The 19856-nt window shown below is 67.0% G+C and carries 16 protein-coding genes; 7 read left to right on the plus strand and 9 right to left on the minus strand.

Annotated features, from left to right (window positions below; genetic code table 11):
- The first annotated feature begins 134 nt into the window (after positions 1–134).
- Positions 135–1634 carry an exopolyphosphatase gene (gene ppx / locus HUJ28_13770; GenBank protein ID MBD3620534.1) on the plus strand — a complete coding sequence of 500 codons (1500 nt, stop codon included), beginning with the start codon at positions 135–137 and terminating at the stop codon, positions 1632–1634.
- On the opposite strand, the gene ppk1 is transcribed toward ppx, so the two are convergent.
- Positions 1627–3705, minus strand: a complete 2079-nt coding sequence (ppk1, locus tag HUJ28_13775) for a polyphosphate kinase 1 (protein ID MBD3620535.1) — start codon at positions 3703–3705, stop codon at positions 1627–1629. The two genes, ppx and ppk1, sit on opposite strands and share 8 nt — an antisense overlap.
- A gap of 270 nt (positions 3706–3975) precedes the next feature.
- Between ppk1 and HUJ28_13780 the strand changes: the two genes are divergently transcribed.
- The 4 genes from HUJ28_13780 to phoU are packed head-to-tail and all read left to right on the plus strand — an operon-like array spanning position 3976 to position 9548.
- Positions 3976–6255 carry an ABC transporter permease subunit gene (locus tag HUJ28_13780; GenBank protein MBD3620536.1) on the plus strand — a complete coding sequence of 760 codons (2280 nt, stop codon included), beginning with the start codon at positions 3976–3978 and terminating at the stop codon, positions 6253–6255.
- Positions 6256–6280: 25 nt separating this feature from the next.
- Positions 6281–7942: a phosphate ABC transporter permease PstA gene (gene pstA / locus HUJ28_13785; GenBank protein ID MBD3620537.1), complete on the plus strand. Its 1662-nt coding sequence runs from the start codon at positions 6281–6283 to the stop codon at positions 7940–7942.
- A gap of 23 nt (positions 7943–7965) precedes the next feature.
- Positions 7966–8802 (plus strand): phosphate ABC transporter ATP-binding protein, encoded by an 837-nt coding sequence (locus tag HUJ28_13790; GenBank protein MBD3620538.1) that lies wholly within the window; start codon positions 7966–7968, stop codon positions 8800–8802.
- A 23-nt stretch (positions 8803–8825) separates the two neighbouring features.
- Positions 8826–9548 (plus strand): phosphate signaling complex protein PhoU, encoded by a 723-nt coding sequence (phoU, locus tag HUJ28_13795; protein MBD3620539.1) that lies wholly within the window; start codon positions 8826–8828, stop codon positions 9546–9548.
- A gap of 53 nt (positions 9549–9601) precedes the next feature.
- Here the strand turns inward: phoU and modC are convergent, their stop codons facing one another.
- The 8 genes from modC to sodB form a co-directional block, all read right to left on the minus strand.
- Positions 9602–10672, minus strand: a complete 1071-nt coding sequence (modC, locus tag HUJ28_13800; protein ID MBD3620540.1) for a molybdenum ABC transporter ATP-binding protein — start codon at positions 10670–10672, stop codon at positions 9602–9604.
- The gene (gene modB / locus HUJ28_13805) at positions 10669–11349 is read right to left on the minus strand and encodes a molybdate ABC transporter permease subunit (GenBank protein MBD3620541.1); all 681 of its coding nucleotides are present in this window, start codon (positions 11347–11349) and stop codon (positions 10669–10671) included. Before modB ends, modC begins: the two co-directional genes overlap by 4 nt.
- 204 nt (positions 11350–11553) lie before the next feature.
- The gene (modA, locus tag HUJ28_13810; GenBank protein ID MBD3620542.1) at positions 11554–12315 is read right to left on the minus strand and encodes a molybdate ABC transporter substrate-binding protein; all 762 of its coding nucleotides are present in this window, start codon (positions 12313–12315) and stop codon (positions 11554–11556) included.
- A 46-nt stretch (positions 12316–12361) separates the two neighbouring features.
- On the minus strand, positions 12362–12772 hold the full coding sequence (locus HUJ28_13815; protein MBD3620543.1) for a rhodanese-like domain-containing protein: 411 nt from the start codon (positions 12770–12772) through the stop codon (positions 12362–12364).
- A gap of 142 nt (positions 12773–12914) precedes the next feature.
- Positions 12915–13274: a LysR family transcriptional regulator gene (locus tag HUJ28_13820; GenBank protein MBD3620544.1), complete on the minus strand. Its 360-nt coding sequence runs from the start codon at positions 13272–13274 to the stop codon at positions 12915–12917.
- 11 nt (positions 13275–13285) lie between these two features.
- On the minus strand, positions 13286–14197 hold the full coding sequence (gene argF / locus HUJ28_13825; protein ID MBD3620545.1) for an ornithine carbamoyltransferase: 912 nt from the start codon (positions 14195–14197) through the stop codon (positions 13286–13288).
- A 29-nt stretch (positions 14198–14226) separates the two neighbouring features.
- The gene (locus tag HUJ28_13830) at positions 14227–15399 is read right to left on the minus strand and encodes an acetylornithine transaminase (GenBank protein MBD3620546.1); all 1173 of its coding nucleotides are present in this window, start codon (positions 15397–15399) and stop codon (positions 14227–14229) included.
- A gap of 143 nt (positions 15400–15542) precedes the next feature.
- A complete protein-coding gene (gene sodB, locus HUJ28_13835; protein MBD3620547.1) occupies positions 15543–16127 on the minus strand; it encodes a superoxide dismutase [Fe] in 585 nt (194 codons plus the stop codon).
- A gap of 130 nt (positions 16128–16257) precedes the next feature.
- Between sodB and HUJ28_13840 the strand changes: the two genes are divergently transcribed.
- On the plus strand, positions 16258–17814 hold the full coding sequence (locus HUJ28_13840) for a hydantoinase B/oxoprolinase family protein (GenBank protein MBD3620548.1): 1557 nt from the start codon (positions 16258–16260) through the stop codon (positions 17812–17814).
- A 6-nt stretch (positions 17815–17820) separates the two neighbouring features.
- Positions 17821–19602: an N-acetylglutaminylglutamine amidotransferase gene (locus HUJ28_13845; GenBank protein MBD3620549.1), complete on the plus strand. Its 1782-nt coding sequence runs from the start codon at positions 17821–17823 to the stop codon at positions 19600–19602.
- Positions 19603–19856 lie beyond the last annotated feature (254 nt).

The raw sequence follows: 19856 nt of genomic DNA on the forward strand, positions 1-19856 counted from the left end.
GGCCCACCGGGTGATGACAGGACCTCTACTGCCCCGCCTCGTGCGGGGCTTTTTTTGCCCGGATGGCAACGCGGCTTGCACATCGCCACGCCTGCCCGAATACTTGGGGCACTCTCAACGCCGATCACAAACGTATGACCGACTCCGCCAGCCCTGAAACCGTTGCCGCCGTCGACCTGGGTTCCAACAGCTTTCACATGATCGTGGCGCGCGTGGACAACGGCCATGTGCACGTGGTCGATCGCCTGAAGGAGATGGTGCGCCTGGGTGGCGGGCTGGATCACAAGGGCCGTCTCACCGAGGAGGCCATGGATCGCGCCCTGGCCTGTCTCGAGCGTTTCGGCCAGCGTGTGCGCAGCCTGCCGCGCTCCTGCGTGCGGGCGGTGGGCACCAACACCCTGCGCCTGGCACGCAATGCCGACAAGTTCCTGCCCCTGGCCGAGGAGGCCCTGGGTCATCCCATCGAGATCATCGCCGGCCGTGAAGAGGCGCGACTCATCTACATCGGTGTGGCCCACTCCCTGGCCAGCGGCGATGGCCGCCGCCTGGTGGTGGACATCGGTGGTGGCAGTACCGAGCTCATCGTCGGCGAGGGCTTCGAGCCCATCGAGCGCGAGAGCCTGCACATGGGCTGCGTGAGCATGACCCAGCAGTTCTTCGCGGATGGCCTGATCACACGTGAGCGCTGGGAGGCCGCCATCACCGCCGCCATGCTGGAGATCCAGCCCATCCGTCGTCGCTACCGGGGACTCAACTGGGGCGAGGCCATCGGTGCCTCGGGCACCATCCTCGCGGTGGAGAAGGTCCTGCGCGAGAACGGCTGGACGCGCCACGGCATCAGCCCCAGGGGGCTTGCCACGTTACGCGACCTGCTGGTGAAGCAGGGCCGTATCGATCTCCTGAGCGTGCCCGGACTCTCCGGTGACCGCGCGCCGGTGTTCGTCGGCGGGGCGGCGGTGCTTGCCGGGGTCTTCGAGGGGCTGGGCATCAAGCAGATGGAGGTCTCGGACGGGGCCCTGCGCGAGGGGGCGATCTACGATCTCATCGGCCGTATACGTCACCAGGACGTGCGCGACCACACGGTCGACCGGCTGCAGCGCCGTTTCGACGTGGACGCGGAACATGCCGGCCGGGTGCGACGCACGGCCCTGGCCCTGTTCGACCAGGCGCAGGCCGGCTGGCAGCTCGATGCCGAGGCCCGCGACCTGCTGGGCTGGGCGGCCGGCCTGCACGAGCTGGGCCTGTCCATCGCCCACACCCAGTACCACAAGCACGGGGCCTATCTGCTGGAGCATGCCGACCTGCCGGGCTTCTCGCGCCGCAGCCAGGAGGCGCTGGCGGCGCTGGTGCGGCTGCACCGGCGCAAGGCCAACAAGAGCGTGCTGGGGGAGTTTCGCAAGGCGCGGCGCGTGGCCTTGCTGCGCCTGACGGTACTGCTGCGCCTGGCCGTGCTGTTCAATCGCAGCCGCGACGACCAGGCCGTGCTGCCGGAGGCGCTGGAGCCACGGCCGGACGGGCTGTTGCTGCGCTTTGCCGAGGGCGAACTCGATCGTCAGCCGCTGACGCGGGCGGACCTGGCCAACGAGGCCGAGGTGCTGGAACGCGGCCTCGACTTCCGCCTGGCGTTCAGCTGAGCAGGGTGGCGCGCTCGGCGAGCAGGCTCTCCTGCACGCTGCGCGGGCGGGTCCCCGGTTTCACGCGGCGATAGCTGCCGTCCTTCTGCAGCACCCAGGCCTGGGTGTTGTCCGTCAGGTAGCGTTCCAGGGTCTCGTCGATCACCCGCGCGCGCAGCAGCGGATCGTCCACCGGCGTGGCGATCTCCACCCGGCGGAAGAAGTTGCGCGGCATCCAGTCGGCGCTGGAGATGTAGACCTCGGACTCGCCGGCGTTGTGGAAATGGAACACGCGCGAGTGTTCGAGGAAGCGCCCCATCACCGAGCGCACCTGGATGTTGTCCGACACCCCGGGTACCCCCGGCCGCAGGCTGCACACCCCGCGCACGATGAGGTCGATCTTCACGCCGGCCTGCGAGGCCGCGTACAGCGCGCGGATCACCTGCGACTCGATCAGCGAGTTCATGCGTGCCATGATGCGGGCCGGCTGTCCGGCGCGGGCATGCTCGGCCTCGCGGTTGATCTTCGCCAGCATCGCCTCGTGCAGGGTGAAGGGGGCCTGCAGCAGCTTCTTGAGCTTCGTCGCCTTGCCCAGGCCGGTGAGCTGCTGGAACACGCGGTGCACGTCCTCGCAGATGAAGCGGTCGGTGGTGAACAGGCCGAGATCGGTATAGGCGCGGGCGGTACCGGCATGGTAGTTGCCGGTGCCCACGTGCACGTAGCGCTTGAGACGCCCCTTCTCGCGCCGCACCACCAGGGCCATCTTGGCGTGGGTCTTGTAGCCCACCACGCCGTAGACGATGTGCGCGCCGGCGTCCTGCAGGCGCGTGGCCAGCTCGATGTTGGCCGCCTCGTCGAAGCGGGCGCGCAGTTCCACCACCACCGTCACCTCCTTGCCGGCCTTGGCCGCGGCCACCAGGGCCTTCACCAGGTCGGAGTCCTCGCCGGTGCGGTAGAGCGTCTGCTTGATGGCCAGCACGTCCGGGTCGGTGGCGGCCTGGCGGATGAACTCCAGCACCGGCTGGAAGGATTCGTAGGGGTGGTGCACCAGCACGTCGCGCTGGCGCATGACCTTGAACAGGTTGCAGCCCGGGCTGTGGCAGTCGGGCATGCCCGGGGCGAAGCCGCCGTACTTGAGGTCGGGGCGGTCCACCAGGCTGTGCACGGCCATCAGGCGGTTGAGGTTCACCAGCCCGTTCACCTGGAACAGGTCGCCTTCCTCCAGGCGAAACTGGCGCAGCAGGTAGTTGGCGGCCTGGGGCGTGCAGTTGTCGGCCACCTCCAGGCGTACCGCGTCACCGTAGTTGCGTTGCGGCAGCTCGCCCTCCAGCGCGCGCAGCAGGTCGTCGATCTCCTCTTCCTCCACGAACAGGTCGCTGTTGCGCGTGACGCGGAACTGGTAGCAGCCGTTGACACGCATGCCGGGAAACAGCTCGTCCACGTGGGCATGCAGGATGGAGGAGAGGAAGACGAAGCCGTAGGGTACGCCGGCGATCTCGCTGGGCATCTGGATCACGCGTGGCAGGGCACGGGGCGCCTGCACCACGGCCATGCGGCTGTCGCGGCCGAAGGCGTCCTTGCCGTCCAGGGTGACGATGAAGTTGAGGCTCTTGTTGAGGATGCGCGGAAAGGGGTGGGCCGGGTCCAGCCCCACCGGCGTGAGCAGCGGCAGCAGCTCGCGGCGGAAGTAGTTGCGTACCCAGCGGGCCTGGGCCTCCTTCCAGTGCGTGCGGCGGATGAAGTGCACCCCTTCCTTCGCCAGCGCCGGGATCAGGGTCTCGTTGAGCACCCGGTACTGGTCGTCCACCAGGGCATGGGCCTCGGTCTCGATGGCCTGCAGCTGTTCGCGGGTGGTCATGCCGTCGGGCCCCGGGGTGTTGAGGCCCAGGGTCTCCTGCTGCTTGAGGCCGGCCACGCGCACCTCGTAGAACTCGTCCAGGTTGGTGCTGGAGATACACAGGAAGCGCAGGCGCTCGAGCAGCGGCTGGTTGTCGTCCTGGGCCAGTTCCAGCACGCGCCGGTTGAAGGCCAGCAGGCTCAGCTCGCGGTTGAGGTAGAGCGCGGGATTGTTGAGATCGGGCGTGTCGGTCATGGGTCTGCCTGTCTGCCGGACGGGTTCTTCTTGTCGGGGGGCTGTGTTGTCCATTCTTCCGCAAATTCGTGGCGAATAGAATGCTTGTGACCCGTTTCGGCCGGAAAATATCCGGCCGTGCCTCGTCTTCCGGGGCGTCAGATCGTGTCGGCGGGCGATGAAATATGACAGCGGCGTGTCAGGCTCCCGGTTCTCGGCTATGCTCGCTACGGCAAACCGGCCGGTGGCTGTCATATTAACGTCATATTCCTTCCCTAAGCTCTGCGCCCTATGAACGAGACATCGCCCCAGGTGACTTCGGTCATCCCCGATCCCAACGCGCCCGCCGCCGTGCGCCGGCGCCGTATCCGCCAGGGCAAGGACCACTTTGCCCGCTATGCCATCGGCGTGGGGGGGATCAGTGTCATCCTCGCGGTGGTGCTGATCGCCTTCTATCTGTTCTACGTGGTCGTACCGATGTTCCTGCCGGCCGACATCGAGGCCCGCGGGGGCTACGCGGCACCGGGCGGCGGCAAGACGCTGCTGGTGGCCATGGAGGAGCAGGGCGAGGTGGGCGTGCGCTTCACCGACCAAGGCGAGGCAGTGTTCTTCTCGGTGGCCGACGGCGCCGTGCGCGACACCGTCGATCTTCCCCTGCCCGCAGACGTCTTCGTCTCCAGCGTGGCCGAGGGCGTGCCGGGCAGCGGCGAGGTGGCCCTTGGCCTCAGCGACGGCACCGCGCTGGTGGTGAAGCACCGCTACCGCGTCACCTACCCGAACAACCAGCGCCTGATCACCCCGCGCATCGAATACCCCCTGGGCGAGGTGCCGCTGGTCATCGACCGCGACGGCATCGCCATCGACCGCATCGCCATCATGAACCAGGGCGACGGCGCCACGGCCATCGCCGCCGAGACGCTGGACGGCCGCCTGCTCTACACCCGCTACGAGGTGGAGGAGTCGCTGATGGGCGACGTGGAGGTCACGCCCTACGAGGCGGTGCTGCCCAGCCTGCCCACCACCGTCTCCTTCGTCAGCCTGAGCCTCGACCTGCGCTGGATCTTCGCCGCCGACGAGGCCGGGACGCTGTACCTCATCAACGTCGCCGATACCGAGAATCCCTATGTCGCGGATTCCAAGGTCGTGCGCCGGGGGAACGAGCGCATCACGGCCATGAAGATGCTCATGGGCGGCATCTCGGTGATCATCGGCACCTCGGACGGGCGCATCGAGCAGTGGTTCGGTCTGCGCGATGCCAACAACCGTTACGCCCTGGCCTTCGTGCGTGCGTTCCACGAACACGAGGGGGCGATCCGCTATTTCGCCATGGAGCCGCAGCGCAAGGGCTTCCTCGCCATGGACGAGCAGGGCGACCTCGGCATCTTCCACACCACGGCCGAGCGCACGGTGCTGATGCAGCGCCAGGCCGTCGATGGCCTGGTCACCGCCATGGGCATCGGTCCGCGCAGTGACCACCTGCTGGTGGCCACGCGCGACGAGCAGATGCATGTCTGGGACGTGGACAACAAGCATCCGGATGTCTCCTTCTCGGCCCTCTGGCAGGAGGTCTGGTACGAGAGCTATCCGGAGCCTGACTACGTGTGGCAGTCCTCGGCAGCCAACCAGGACTTCGAGCCCAAGTACAGCCTCTCGCCCCTGGCCTTCGGCACCCTGAAGGCGGCCTTCTACGCCATGATCATCGCCATGCCGCTGGCGATCATGGGCGCGATCTTCACCGCCTACTTCATGAACCCGAAGCTGCGGCAGACCGTCAAGCCGACCATCGAGATCATGGAGGCCCTGCCCACCGTCATCCTCGGCTTCCTCGCCGGCCTGTGGTTCGCCCCCTTCGTCGAGGAAAACCTGCCGGGCATCTTCATGCTGCTGGTGGGGCTGCCGCTGGGCGTGCTGTTGTTCGCCTATGCCTGGCACAGGCTCCCGCGCGATCTCAAGAGCCGCATCCCCGGTGGCTGGCAGCCGCTGATCATCATCCCGGTGCTGGCGCTGGTCGGCTGGCTCAGCATCGCGCTGAGCTCGCCGGTGGAGTCCTGGCTGTTCGGCGGCAACATGCGCAGCTGGCTGACCAACGAGGCGGGCATCGACTTCGACCAGCGCAACGCCATCGTGGTGGGCTTTGCCATGGGCTTTGCCGTCATTCCGACCATCTTCTCCATCACCGAGGACGCGATCTTCGGTGTGCCCAAGCACCTCACCAACGGTTCTCTGGCGCTGGGCGCCACGCCCTGGCAGACGCTCACCCGCGTGGTGCTGCCGAGTGCCAGCCCCGGTATCTTCTCCGGCGTGATGATCGGTCTCGGGCGTGCGGTGGGCGAGACCATGATCGTGCTGATGGCCACCGGCAACACCGCCGTGATGGACTGGAACATCTTCGAAGGCATGCGCACGCTCTCGGCCAACATCGCGGTGGAGATGCCGGAGTCGGCGGTGGGCAGCACCCATTACCGGACGCTGTTCCTGGCGGCCCTGGTGCTGTTCCTCTTCACCTTCGTGCTCAACACCCTGGCAGAGCTGATCCGTCAGCGTCTGCGCAGGAAATACGCGTCACTCTGATCGTCGCCAGAAAACCGGAAGATCAATGATCAAAGACATCAAGAAATGGTTTGCCTCGGGTGAACCCTGGATCTGGCTCAACGCCGCTGCCGTAGGGGCCTCGGTCATCATGGTGGTCGGGCTGCTGCTGCTGATCGCGGTGCGCGGGCTCGGCCACTTCTGGCCGCACGCCATCGAGGAAGTGCGCTACCAGTGGCAGGGTGAGGAGGTGCGCATCATCGGCGAGGTGCAGGGCGAGGAGCTGGTGGATACCCAGCGCCTGATCGACTCCGGCATTCCGCTGGAGACAGACAAGCTCAAGGTGACGCGCTACCTGATGAAGATCGGCAACCGCGATGCCTACGGGGTCGACTTCCGCAACATCGTCGAGCCGCTGGTGGTCGCGCGTGATCGCCCGCGCGACCTGATCGCCGTCGAGCGTACCGAATACGGCAACCTCTATGGTTACCTGCGCGAGGTGAAGGAAGCCGGCAACGTGGTCGCCAGTGGCGAGGCGGCCTGGGAAGCGCTGCAGGCGCGCATCGACCGGGTCAGCGCACTGCGCGATGACATCCGCGACATTGAGAAATACGCAATCGGCGAGATCAACTACGAGATCGAAAAGCTGCGTCTGGCCAAGCGACGCCTGGAGCTCGAGGGCGAGGACAGCCCGGAAAATCTCGCCCGCATCGACAGCCAGCGCGCGGTTCTGGATGCGCGTTACAACGAGCTCTATACCGAACTCAACGCCCTGTACGAAGAAATCCGCCGCGACAGTTTCACGGCCGAGATCCAGGATGGGCGCGTGCTCGAGGTGCCCATGGAGCGCGTGATCCAGGCCTATCGCCCGAATGCGATGAATCTCGCGCAGAAGATCGGCTTCTATCTCGGCCAGTTGTGGAACTTCGTCTCCGGCGAGCCGCGCGAGGCGAACACCGAGGGCGGCATCTTCCCGGCCATCTTCGGCACGGTCATGATGGTGCTGGTGATGGCGGTGCTGGTCACGCCACTGGGCGTGGTCGCGGCCGTCTATCTGCGTGAGTACGCCAAGCAGGGCCCGCTGGTGCGCACCATCCGCATCGCCGTGAACAACCTGGCGGGTGTGCCTTCGATCGTCTACGGTGTGTTCGGCCTGGGCTTCTTCGTGTACTTCCTCGGCGGCAACATCGACCGTCTGTTCTATCCCGAGGCGGCGCCTGCACCGGTGTTCGGTACGCCCGGCATGATCTGGGCCTCGCTCACCCTGGCACTGCTCACCCTGCCGGTGGTGATCGTCTCCACCGAGGAGGGGCTGTCGCGCATTCCGCGTTCCATCCGCGAGGGCAGTCTGGCGCTGGGTGCGACCAAGGCCGAGACCCTGTGGCGCACCGTGCTGCCCATGACCAGTCCCGCCATCATGACCGGTCTGATCCTCGCGGTGGCGCGTGCCGCCGGCGAGGTGGCGCCGCTGATGCTGGTCGGCGTGGTCAAGCTCGCGCCCTCGCTGGCCGTGGACGGCAACTTCCCGTTCCTGCACCTGGAGCGCAAGTTCATGCACCTGGGCTTCCACATCTACGACGTCGGCTTCCAGAGCCCGAACGTCGAGGCGGCGCGTCCGCTGGTCTATGCCACCGCGTTGCTGCTCGTTATCATCATCATCGTGCTCAATCTGTTCGCCATCGCCATCCGTAACCGGCTGCGCGAGAAGTACCGCGAACTCGAGAACTGATCCGCACCCGCAAGGCAAAGGCTATGAATGACAATCAGACCATGACCCACGGCGTCGACATCGGCTCGCTCAAGCAGCGCGGGCCGGAGCTCAGTCTCGAGCGGGAGGACATCTGCCTTGAAGTAAAGGGGCTGAATCTCTATTACGGCGAAAAGCAGGCCCTGCACGACATCCACATGCAGATCCCGCGCAAGCGCGTGACGGCCTATATCGGGCCCTCCGGCTGCGGCAAGTCGACGCTGCTGCGCTGCTTCAACCGCATGAACGACCTGGTCGACGGCGTGAATATCGATGGCAGCATCCTGCTCGATGGCGAGGAGATCAACTCCCGCACTGTCAACGTGCCGGATCTGCGCCGTCGCGTGGGCATGGTGTTCCAGAAGCCCAATCCGTTCCCCAAGTCCGTCTACGAGAACGTCGCCTACGGACTGCGTCTGCAGGGCATCAACAATCGCGGTACGCTCGATGATGTGGTCGAGTGGGCACTGAAGGGTGCGGCGCTGTGGGACGAGGTGAAGGATCGCCTGAACGACAGCGCCTTCGGTCTCTCCGGCGGTCAGCAGCAGCGCCTGGTGATTGCGCGTGCCATCGCCGTGCAGCCGGAGGTGCTGCTGCTCGATGAGCCGGCCTCGGCGCTCGATCCGATCTCTACGCTCAAGATCGAGGAGCTGATCTACGAGCTGAAGTCGACCTATACCATCGTGATCGTCACCCACAACATGCAGCAGGCCGCGCGCGTGTCCGATTACACGGCCTTCATGTACCTGGGCAAGCTGATCGAATACGATGCCACGGATCGCCTGTTCACGAATCCGAAGAATCGTCAGACCGAAGACTACATCACCGGCCGCTACGGCTGAGCCGCATCGCAACGGAGTTGGCAATGGACAAAAGAGACATCACGCATCACATCTCGCAGCAGTTCAATGAGGAACTGGAAGGTGTGCGCAACATGGTTCTCGCCATGGGCGGTCTGGTGGAGAAGGCGATCGGCGATGCCATCGAGGCGCTGGTCACCGGCAACAGCGAACTCGGCGATACCGTGGCCACCAGCGACTACAAGATCAACTCGCTGGAGGTGGAGATCGACGAGGAATGCGCCCAGATCATCGCGCGACGCCAGCCGGCGGCCAGCGACCTGCGCCTGATCGTGGCCATCATCAAGACCATCACCGATCTCGAGCGCATGGGTGACGAGGCCGAGAAGATCGGCCGCATCGCCGCGAATCTCGGTGAGGAGAACACGGTCAACAGCAGCAGCTATTCGGCGATCCGCCACCTGGGTGAGCATGCCCGTGCCATGCTGCACGATGCCCTGGATGCCTATGCGCGTTTCGACGTCGAGGCGGCGCTCAAGGTGGCCCGTCAGGACGCCGGGATCGACCAGGAATACGAGGGACTCATCCGTCAGCTGATCACCGTCATGATGGAAGACCCGCGCTGTATTCGTCATGTCATCGACATCATGTGGGCGGCCCGTGCCATCGAGCGCATCGGCGATCACGCGCGCAACATCTGCGAATACGTGGTGTTCATGGTGCTCGGCAAGGACGTGCGCCACACCACCTTCGAGCAGATGGAGGCGGAGGTGAAGTCGGTGACCTGAGCCGACGTCATTCCCGACAGCAGACCGGGCCCCGAATGGGGCCCGGTCTGCGTTCAGGCCTCCACGGCCACCGACTTGATCAGGGCGTAGACCTCCTGGCCGGGCGCCAGCGCCAGCTGCCGGCAGGAATGGCGCGTGATGAGGGCGAGCAGCTGCCCGTCGCCGCCGAGTCGCAGCAATACCTCGTGCTCGCCCTGGGGCTCGATGCCCCGCAGGGTGGTCGGCAGGCAGTTCACGATGCTGGTCTCCACAGGAGGGTGTCGTGCGATGCCGACATCCCGGGCCTGGATGCGCAGGCGACAGCGTATGTCGCGGTCCAGGCGCTGTGCCACGTACAGTGCGCCGATGCCACTCTGCAGGCGACTCAGTCCGCTCGTCTCGTCATAACCCTCGCTGCGCGCCTCGAAGATGCTGGTTGCCAGCCGGTCGCGTGCCAGCGCGAGCCCGGGGGCGGACAGCATCTCGCCGATCGGCCCGGCACCCTGCACGTGGCCGCCGTCCATCAGCACCACGTGATCCGCCAGTCGCGCGACCTCCTCCACCGAATGGCTCACGTACAGCACCGGAATCTCGAGTTCGCGATGCAGGCGTTCCAGGTAGGGCAGGATCTCGCGCTTGTTGCGCTCGTCGAGGGCGGCCAGCGGCTCGTCCATCAACAGCAGCGACGGGCTGGTCAGCAGCGCGCGGGCCATGCCCACGCGCTGGCGTTCGCCGCCGGAGAGTGCGGGCGCCGACTGGTCGAGCAGTGTGCGCAGGCCGAGCAGTTCGACGATGTCGTCGCGGTCGACACGCCGCCGGTCCCTCGGCGTGCGCCTGAGGGCGTAGTCGAGATTGCCCGCCACGCTCAGGTGATCGAACAGCGCGGCATGCTGGAATACGTAGCCGAGCGGGCGGCGGTGCGTGGGCAGGAACAGGCCGCGCGCGTCATCCTGCCAGACCGCGTTACCCAGCCTGAGCAGGCCGTGTCCGGCGCGTTCGAGGCCGGCGATGCAGCGCAGCAGCGTGGTCTTGCCCGAACCGGATTCGCCGAAGATGGCCGTCACCCCGCGACAGGGCAGGTCCAGGTCGGTGGACAGGCTGAAGCCCGCGCGGCGCTCCAGGCGAAAGCGTGCGATCAGTCTCATGCCGGTTTCACCGTGAAGCGGCGGTTGAGCCCGTAGATGGCGAGCATCAGCAGGAAGGAGAAGATCAGCAGCCCGGCGGACAGGATGTGTGCCTGCGTGTACTGCAGCGACTCGACATGCTCGTAGATGGCGATGGAGACGACCTGGGTCTGTCCCGGGATGTTGCCGCCGATCATCAGCACCACGCCGAACTCGCCGACCGTGTGGGCGAAGCTCAGGGTGATCGCCGTGAGCACCCCGCGGCGGCACAGCGGCAGGGCCACCGTGAAGAGCCGGTCCCACCAGCCGGCGCGCAGGGTGGCGGCGGCCTCCAGCGGCACGCGGCCCATGGCGGCGAAGGCGTTCTGCAGAGGCTGCACGGCGAAGGGGAGCGAGTAGATCACCGAGCCGACGACGAGCCCCGTGAAACTGAACACCAGGGTCGGCCCGCCCAGTGCCCCTACCATCGAACCCACCGGGCCCTCGGGCGAGAGCGTGACCAGCAGGTAGAAACCGAGCACCGTCGGCGGCAGCACCAGCGGGAGGGCGACGACGGCCTCGACCAGTACCTTCGCGCGTGAGGCAGAGAACGCCAGCCACCAGGCCAGCGGGATGCCGATGAGCATCAGGATCACCGTGGTGAGTGCGGCGAGCCTGAAGGTGATCCAGAGAGCGGTCCAGTCGGATTCCAGGAGCATTGGTCTTTTAAGCGTTAGGTGTTAGTCGAAAAGGCTAATTGCCACAGAGGGCACAGAGGTCACAGAGATAAGGCGGTGCATGAATTGTCGTAGGAGCGCTGCAAGGCGCGATGCCCATGCAGGGAAAAGTGCCAATCCTCATCGCGCCTCGCGGCGCTCCTACAGGAACCGCTTTTACTCTGTGCCCTCTGTGGCAAGAATCAGTCACTCGCGGGCCACGCCGTAGCCATAACCCTCGATGATGCCTGCCGCTTCTTCGCTGCGCATGAATGCCATGAAGGCGCGTGCCGTGGGCGTGTCCTTCAGCAGCACGGCCTGTTGCTCGATGGGGGCGTAGAGGTCTTCTGGCACGATCCAGGCGCTGCCGGCCGGTTCGGTGTCGGGCGTGCGGATCTGCGAGTAGGCGACGAAGCCGAGTTCGGCCGCGCCGCTTTGTACGTACTGGTAGGTCTGGCCGATGTTCTCGCCGCGCACCAGGCGGGGCTGCAGGGTATCCCAGAGGCCGCGTGCCTCGAGTACCTGCTGGGCAGCCGTGCCGTAAGGGGCCAGGCGGGGGTTGGCGACGGCCAGGCGTGCGAAGCCGTCAGTCGCCAGCACCTTGCCCTGCGTGTCCACGCGGTCTGCCTGCAGGCTCCAGAGCACGAGCCTTCCGAAGGCATAGGTGTGGCGGCTGCCCGGTACGATCCGTTCCTCTTCCTCCAGCAGCCGGGGTCGCTGCACGTCGGCGGCGAAGAAGGCATGGTAGGGCGCGCCGTGACGAATCTGTGCGTAGTGCTTGCCGGTGGAGCCGAAGCTCAGCACCACGGCGTGGCCGGTTTCCTGTTCGAAGCGCGCGGCGAGCGCCTTGATCGCACCGGTGAAGTTGGAGGCGACGGCGACGAGGATCTCATCGGCCATGGCCTGGCCCTGTGCCAGCGTCAGCGTGATGGCTGCAAAGAGGGCGGCAAGTTTCTTGCGGGAAAACATTTTTCTCCCTTTTGTTTTCTTCGTTCTTGGATGGGCGTGATGTTTGTCAGTTGGTCTCGATATCGCCATCGTGCCAGCTGCGGATGCCGCCGCGTACCGAGAGACTGCGGCGATAGCCCAGGTCGCGCAGGAGTTGCGCCGCGTGCAGGCTGCGCCGGCCGCTGTTGCAGATGCACAGCAGGATACGGTCCCCCTCGAGGTGCTGGGCGTTGATCAGGGCGAGGAAATGACGGATGTCGCGTTCGTCCGGTTCGTCGGCATCGAGCAGTTCCTGCTCCTCGGCGCTCAGGGCCTGGCCGAGCAGCTGCTTGAACTGGAACAGGGGAACCGGAACGGCCCCCGCGATCTCGCCTTCGAGCATCAGTTCGAAGGGCTGGCGGATGTCGATGAGCGTGCCGAGGCCGAGATCCATGAGTTCGCGGGCGGCCGGTTGACTGATCTCGAGCGAATGCTGCATGAGTGCTTCCGTTGTATTTATTGGAATATAGCGACGCGTCATAAAAAATCCGCCAACGAAAGCGGATCGGTCAGTCGCTATATTCTGTCATGCATAGCGCGATTGCAAGCACCCGGTGCCCCGGATCAGGGGCGTGCCAGGGTCAATCGCCGGCGGGCCTGAGGAGGCGGGCGAAGGCCTTCATCTCGGCCTCGACGGCCTGCTGCGCGGTCGCTTCCATCTGCCGGTAGCGTGCCAGCACGTCGCGGCCGAAGTCCGTGACCTGTGCGCCGCCGCCGCCGCTGCCGCCGGTGGCCTTGGTCACCACGGGTTCGCGAAAGCTCTGGTTCAGGGTGTCGACCAGCTGCCAGGCGCGGCGGTAGGACATGCCCATCTCGCGCGCCGCCGCGGAGATGGAGCCGGTGGCCTCGATGGCCTCGAGCAGGTCGGCCTTGCCCGGCCCCATGGCGGTGGCCGCGCCGAGCAGGACGCGCAGGCGGGGCTGGGCCTTGCGGCGGGCCATGGTTGTCCCGCTCAGGCCTTGTCGGCCATCAGGAACTCGAGCAGGGCCTTCTGCGCGTGCAGGCGGTTCTCGGCCTCGTCCCACACCACGCTCTGGCCGCCTTCCAGCACCTCGGTGCTCACCTCTTCCTCGCGATGCGCCGGCAGGCAGTGCATGAACAGGGCGTCGGTCTTCGCCTTGAGCATCAGCTCGGCGTTCACCTGGAAGTCGCCGAAGGCGCGGCGGCGCTGGGTCTGTTCCTCTTCCTGGCCCATGCTGGCCCATACGTCGGTGACCACCAGGTCCACGCCCTCACAGGCGGCGCGCGGATCGCGGAAGATCGTCACGCTCTCGCCGGCCGGCTCGACGAACTCGGGCAGCGGGTCGTAGCCCTCGGGGCAGGCCACGTTGAGCTTGAAGCCCAGCAGCCGCGCGGCGTTGATCCAGGAATGGCACATGTTGTTGCCGTCGCCCACCCAGGTGACGGTCCTGCCCTCAATGTCGCCGCGGTGCTCGAAGTAGGTCTGCAGGTCGGCGAGCAGCTGGCAGGGGTGAACCAGGTCGGTGAGCCCGTTGATCACCGGCACGTCGGAGTGCTCGGCGAAGCGCACGATCTTGTCGTGTTCGAAGGTGCGGATCATGATGCCGTCGACCATGCGCGAGAGCACGCGGGCCGTGTCCTCGATGGGCTCGCCGCGGCCCAGCTGGGTGTCGCGCGGCGAGAGGAACAGCGCGTGACCGCCGAACTGCGCCATGCCCACCTCGAAGGAGACGCGGGTGCGCGTGGAGGACTTCTCGAAGATCATCCCCAGGGTGCGGTTCTTCAGCGGCTCGTAGAGTTCGCGGCGCTTCTGCATCGCCTTGAGTTCGGTGGCGCGGTGGATCACCTGGCGCAGCTCGTCGGCCGAGAGGTCCAGCAGGGTCAGGAAATGTCTAACGGTCATCACGGTCTCCTCGTGTCTCGGGCGGCCATTCAGGCGGCGAGAAAGTCGCGCACCAGCGCATCCACCGTATCCAGGATACGGTCCGCCTCGTCACGGTTCAGGATCAGCGGCGGCAGCAGGCGAATCACGCTGCCGGCCGTCACGTTGATGAGCAGGCGCTTCTCCAGCGCCAGTTTCACCAGTTCGGGGCAGGGGCGGTCGAGCTCGATGCCGAGCATCAGGCCCTTGCCGCGGATCTCCTTCACGCCGGCGAGGTCGCCCAGGCGCGCGCAAAAGCCCTCGAGCAGGTAGGCACCCATCTGTTCGGCGTGGGCAACCAGGTCGTCCTGCTCGATGGTGTGCAGCACGGCCAGTGCGGCAGCACAGACCAGCGGGTTGCCGCCGAAGGTGCTGCCGTGGGTGCCCGGGCCGAAGACCTCGGCCGCCGCGCCGCGCGCCAGGCAGGCGCCGATGGGCACGCCGTTGCCCAGGCCCTTGGCCAGCGACAGCACGTCAGGCAGCACGTCCTCGTGCTGATAGGCGAACCAGCGGCCGGTGCGGCCGACGCCGGTCTGGATCTCGTCGAGCATCATCAGCCAGCCGCGCGCATCGCAGAGCCGGCGGATGCCCTGCAGGTAGCCCGGCGCCGGCACGCGGATGCCGCCCTCGCCGGTGATGGGCTCGACCAGCACGGCGACGATGTCCGGGTTGTCCGCCAGCGCCTCGATGGCGGCGAGATCGCCATGCGGCACGCGGATGAAGCCGGTGACCAGGGGTTCGAAACCGGCCTGGATCTTCGCGTTGCCGGTGGCCGAGAGCGTGGCCAGGGTGCGGCCGTGGAAGCTGCCCTCCATCACCACGATGGCCGGGTTGGCGATGCCCTTGTTGTGGCCGTGCAGGCGCGCGAGCTTGATCGCGGCCTCGTTGGCCTCGGCCCCGGAGTTGCAGAAGAAGGCGCGGTCCATGCCGGTGAGCGCGTGCAGGCGCTCGCCGAGCTGCTCCTGTCGCGGAATGCGGTACACGTTGGAGGTGTGTACGAGCGTGTTTGCCTGCTCGCACAGGGCCTTGGCCACCGCCGGGTGGGCATGGCCCAGACCGCAGACGGCGATGCCGGACAGGGCGTCCAGGTAGGCCTCGCCGTCCGTATCCCACAGCCAGGCCCCCTCGCCGCGCGCGAAGGCCACGGGCAGGCGGGCGTAGTTGGCCATCAGTACCGGGTTCATTCCGTTTCACACTCCCAGAAAGAAAAAAGGCAGCACTGCGCTGCCGACGAACTGCGCAGTATAACTTGTTGTTAAGCCACAATAAATAAAACGGGCGCCCCGTTGCCGAGGCGCCCGTTTCGGTCGATGCCCTGGGTTGCGGCTCAGCCGCCGAAGTTCTTGGCGACGAAGTCCCAGTTCACGACGTTCCAGAACGCCTCGATGTACTTCGGTCGGGCGTTGCGGTAGTCGATGTAGTAGGCGTGTTCCCACACATCCATGGTCAGCAGCGGGGTGACGCCCTCGGTCAGCGGGCAGCCGGCGTTGCTGGTGTTCATGATGTCCACGGAGCCGTCGGCCTTCTTCACCAGCCAGGTCCAGCCGGAGCCGAAGTTGGTGGCACCGGAGGTGGAGAACTTTTCCTTGAAGTCGGCGAAGGAGCCGAAGGCCTTGTTGATGGCTTCGCTCAGCGCGCCGGTGGGCTCGCCGCCGCCGTTCGGGCTCATGCAGTTCCAGTAGAACGTATGGTTCCACACCTGGGCCGCGTTGTTGAACACGCCGCCGGCCGGGGCGGTCTTGATGATGTCCTCGAGCGACTTGTTCTCGAACTCGGTGCCCGGGATCAGGTTGTTCAGGTTGTTCACGTAGGCGGCGTGGTGCTTGCCGTAGTGGTACTCCAGCGTCTCGGCGGAGACGTGGGGTTCCAGGGCGTTCTTGGCGTAGGGCAGATCCGGAAGTTCGTGGGCCATGATAGTCTCCTGCTTATGTCGTTGATTTTCCAAACTCGGTTCGTGAACCGGAAACCGGTTAAGATAGGACAGCCCGCCGGGGCAATGCAATAACGCCCACTTTTTACCGAGCCATATTCATCTGTCTGTCATGCCCGCACTCGACCCCATCGAGCTCAGCCTGTTCGCCCGCCGCATCGAGGCGGTCTGCGAGGAGATGGGCGCGCAGCTGCGCCGCGCGGCCTTCTCGCCCAACATCCGCGACCGGCTGGACTACTCCTGCGCGGTGTTCGACGCCCGCGGCGCGCTCTGCGCCCAGGCCGCCCACATCCCCGTGCACCTGGGCAGCATGGCCTATGCCATGGCCGACGTGGTGGCCGGGCTGGACTGGCAGCCCGGCGACATGGTGATGCTCAACGACCCCTTTCTCGGCGGCACGCACCTGCCGGACGTCACCGTCATCGCCCCGCTGTTCGTGGCCGGCGAGCTGGCCGGGTTCGTCGCCAACCGCGCGCATCATGCCGATATCGGTGCGGAAAGCCCGGGATCGATGCCGATCTCACGCGATCTCCACGAAGAGGGGCTGGTGATCCCGCCGGGGCACATCGTGCGGGCCGGGGAGGTGAACGCGGCGCGCCTGGCAAAGATCACGCAGGCCACGCGCAACCCGCGCGACGCGCAGGGCGACTTCGCCGCCCAGATCGCCGCCAACCGGCGCGGCCTTGCGCGCCTGGCCGAGCTGGTGGAAGGCATGGGGCTGGCTGCCTATGGCGCGGCCCTGACCGCGCTCAACGACTACGCCGAGCGCCTCGCGCTGTCGGCCCTGCGCGCCCTGCCGGACGGTACCTACCGCTACGCCGACGTGATGGACGACGACGGCCTCGGCCACGCGGACATCGCGATCCGGGTGGCCGTGACCGTGACCGACGGCCGGGTGGCGGTGGACTTCACCGGCACGGCGGGGCAGGTGCCCGGCAACATCAACTGCCCGCTGTCGGTGACCGCCGCCGGCGTGTTCTACGTGCTGCGCTGCCTGCTGCCGGCACAGACCCCGGCCTGCGCCGGCAGCTTCCGCCCGATCGTGCTCACGGCCCCCGAGGGCTGCCTGCTCAACGCCCGGCGCCCGGCCGCCGTGGCCGCCGGCAACGTCGAGACCAGCTCGCGGGTGGTGGACGCGGTGATGGGCGCGCTGGGCCAGGCCCTGCCCGGGCGCATCCCGGCCGCCAGCCAGGGCAGCATGAACAACCTCGCCATGGGCGAGTCCGGCGCGCAGGCCTGGGGCTATTACGAGACCCTGGGCGGCGGCATGGGCGCCGGGGCCACGGGCGGCGGCCTGTCGGCCGTGCAGACGCACATGACCAACACCCGCAACACCCCGGTGGAGGTTCTGGAGATGCGCTATCCTGTGCGCGTGCGCCGCTACGCCCTGCGCCGGGGTTCGGGGGGCGCCGGGCAGCGGCGCGGGGGCGACGGCCTGATACGCGAATACGAATTCCTGCGCCCCGTGCGCTTCACCCTGCTCACCGAGCGCCGCCGCCACGCCCCCTGGGGGCAGGCGGGCGGGGCCCCCGGCGCGCCGGGTGTCAACCGCCTCAACGACCAGGTCCTGCCGCCCAAGATCAGCCGCGAGGCCGCCGCCGGCGACCGCCTCTGCGTCGAGACCCCGGGCGGGGGCGGCTGGGGCGAACCCAATCAGCAGAAGGACTGACGAGACATGTGTGGCATCTGCGGAGAACTGCGTCTGGACGGGCGCCGCGCCGAGCTCGACCGTATCCGGCGCATGCTGGACCGGCTGGAGCGCCGCGGCCCGGACCACGAGGGCAGCTATTCGGACGGCGCGCTGGCCTTCGGCCACCGGCGGCTGTCCATCATCGACCTCTCGGTGCAGGCCAGCCAGCCCATGGTGGATGCCGAGCTGGGACTCGCCCTGGTGTTCAACGGCACCATCTACAACTACCCGCGGCTGCGCGACGAGCTGCAGCGCGCCGGGCATCACTTCTTCTCCCACGGCGACACCGAGGTGATCCTCAAGGCCTATGCCGAGTGGGGCGAGGCCTGCGTGGAGCGCCTGCACGGCATGTTCGCCTTCGCCATCTGGGACATGACCGCGCGCCGCCTGTTCGTGGCCCGCGACCGCATGGGCCTCAAGCCGCTGTACTACAGCCAGACCGGCGAACACTTCCGCTTCGCCTCCAGCATCCAGGCCCTGCTCGCCGCCGGCGGGGTGGACACCGCGCTCGATCCCGTTGCCCTGCATCACCAGTTCTCGCTGCATGCCGTGGTGCCGGCGCCGCGCACCGTGCTCCAGGGCGTGCGCAAGATCCCGCCGGCCCACACCCTCACCGTCGAGGCCGACGGCCGCACCCGGCTCTCGCGCTACTGGCGGCTCGAGGCCACCCGGCCGGCCGAGCCGCGCTCCGAGGCCGAGTGGATCGAGGCCATACACCAGGCGCTCAAGGACGCCGTCGACAAGCGCCTGCGCATCGCAGACGTGCCGGTGGGCGTGCTGCTCTCGGGCGGGCTGGATTCCAGCCTGCTGGTGGGGCTGCTGGCCGAGGCCGGGGTGGAGGACATCCGCACCTTCACCGTCGGCTTCGAGGACCAGCCCGAGGAGAAGGGCAGCGAGTTCGAGTACTCCGACCAGGTGGTGGAGCGCTTCAACACGCGCCACTACAAGTACCACATCCCCAACAGCGAGGTGTTGAGGCGCCTGCCCGAGGCGGTGGACGCCATGACCGAGCCGATGGTCGGGCAGGACGCCGTGGCCTTCTACCTGCTCTCCGAGCAGGTCTCGCAGGAGGTCAAGGTGGTACAGTCCGGGCAGGGCTCGGACGAGGTCTTCGGCGGGTATTTCTGGTACCCGCAGATGGACGCGGCCGGGGGCAGCCACCTCGAGCGCTTCCGTTCCCACTACTTCGATCGCGACCACGCCGAGTTCGCCGAGATGCTGGAGCCCGGCTTCGTCGGCGAGGACCACACCTCGGTGCTCATCGAGGAGCTGCTGAACGAGCCCGGGGCCGAGACCTTCATCGACGCCGTGCTGCGCCTGGACACCACCACGCTCATCGTCGACGACCCGGTCAAGCGCGTGGACAACATGACCATGGCCTGGGGCCTGGAGGCGCGCGTGCCCTTTCTCGACCACGAGCTGGTGGAGCTCGCCGCGCGCATGCCGCCGGAGCTGAAACTGCGCGACGGCGGCAAGTACGCCTTGAAAAAGATCGCCCGCGGCCTCATACCGGACAGTGTCATCGACCGGCCCAAGGGCTACTTCCCGGTGCCGGCCCTCAAGTACGTGCGCGGCGAGTTCCTCGAGTTCATGCGCGACATCCTCGACTCGCAGGCCGCCCGCGAGCGCGGTCTGTACCGCCGCGCCTACGTCGAGAAGCTGCTGGCCAGCCCCGAGAGCCACCTCACCCGCATCAAGGGCAGCAAGCTGTGGCACCTGGCCCTGCTGGAATTCTGGCTCCAGCGCAACGTGGACGGGGCGGGCTGATCGCAGCGCGCGCTTACGGGGGTTGGTAGCAGCGCTGTTAGGCGCGATTGGGTGTGGCACGTTGGCCCGGGCATGGGCATCGCGGCTTTCGCCGCTCCTACGAACGCACCGGGTTGGTAGGAGCGCCGTTAGGCGCGATCGGGTGTGGCACGTTGGCCCCGGCATGGGCATCGCAGCTTGCGCAGCTTGTATGTTGTGCCCCGACAGGCCAGAAAGGGCTTGTCGGGGTGGAGGGACGAGCTTGGCATCTGGCC

It is taken from the genome of Chromatiales bacterium (assembly GCA_014762505.1).
Taxonomy (GTDB): Bacteria; Pseudomonadota; Gammaproteobacteria; order SpSt-1174; family SpSt-1174; genus SpSt-1174.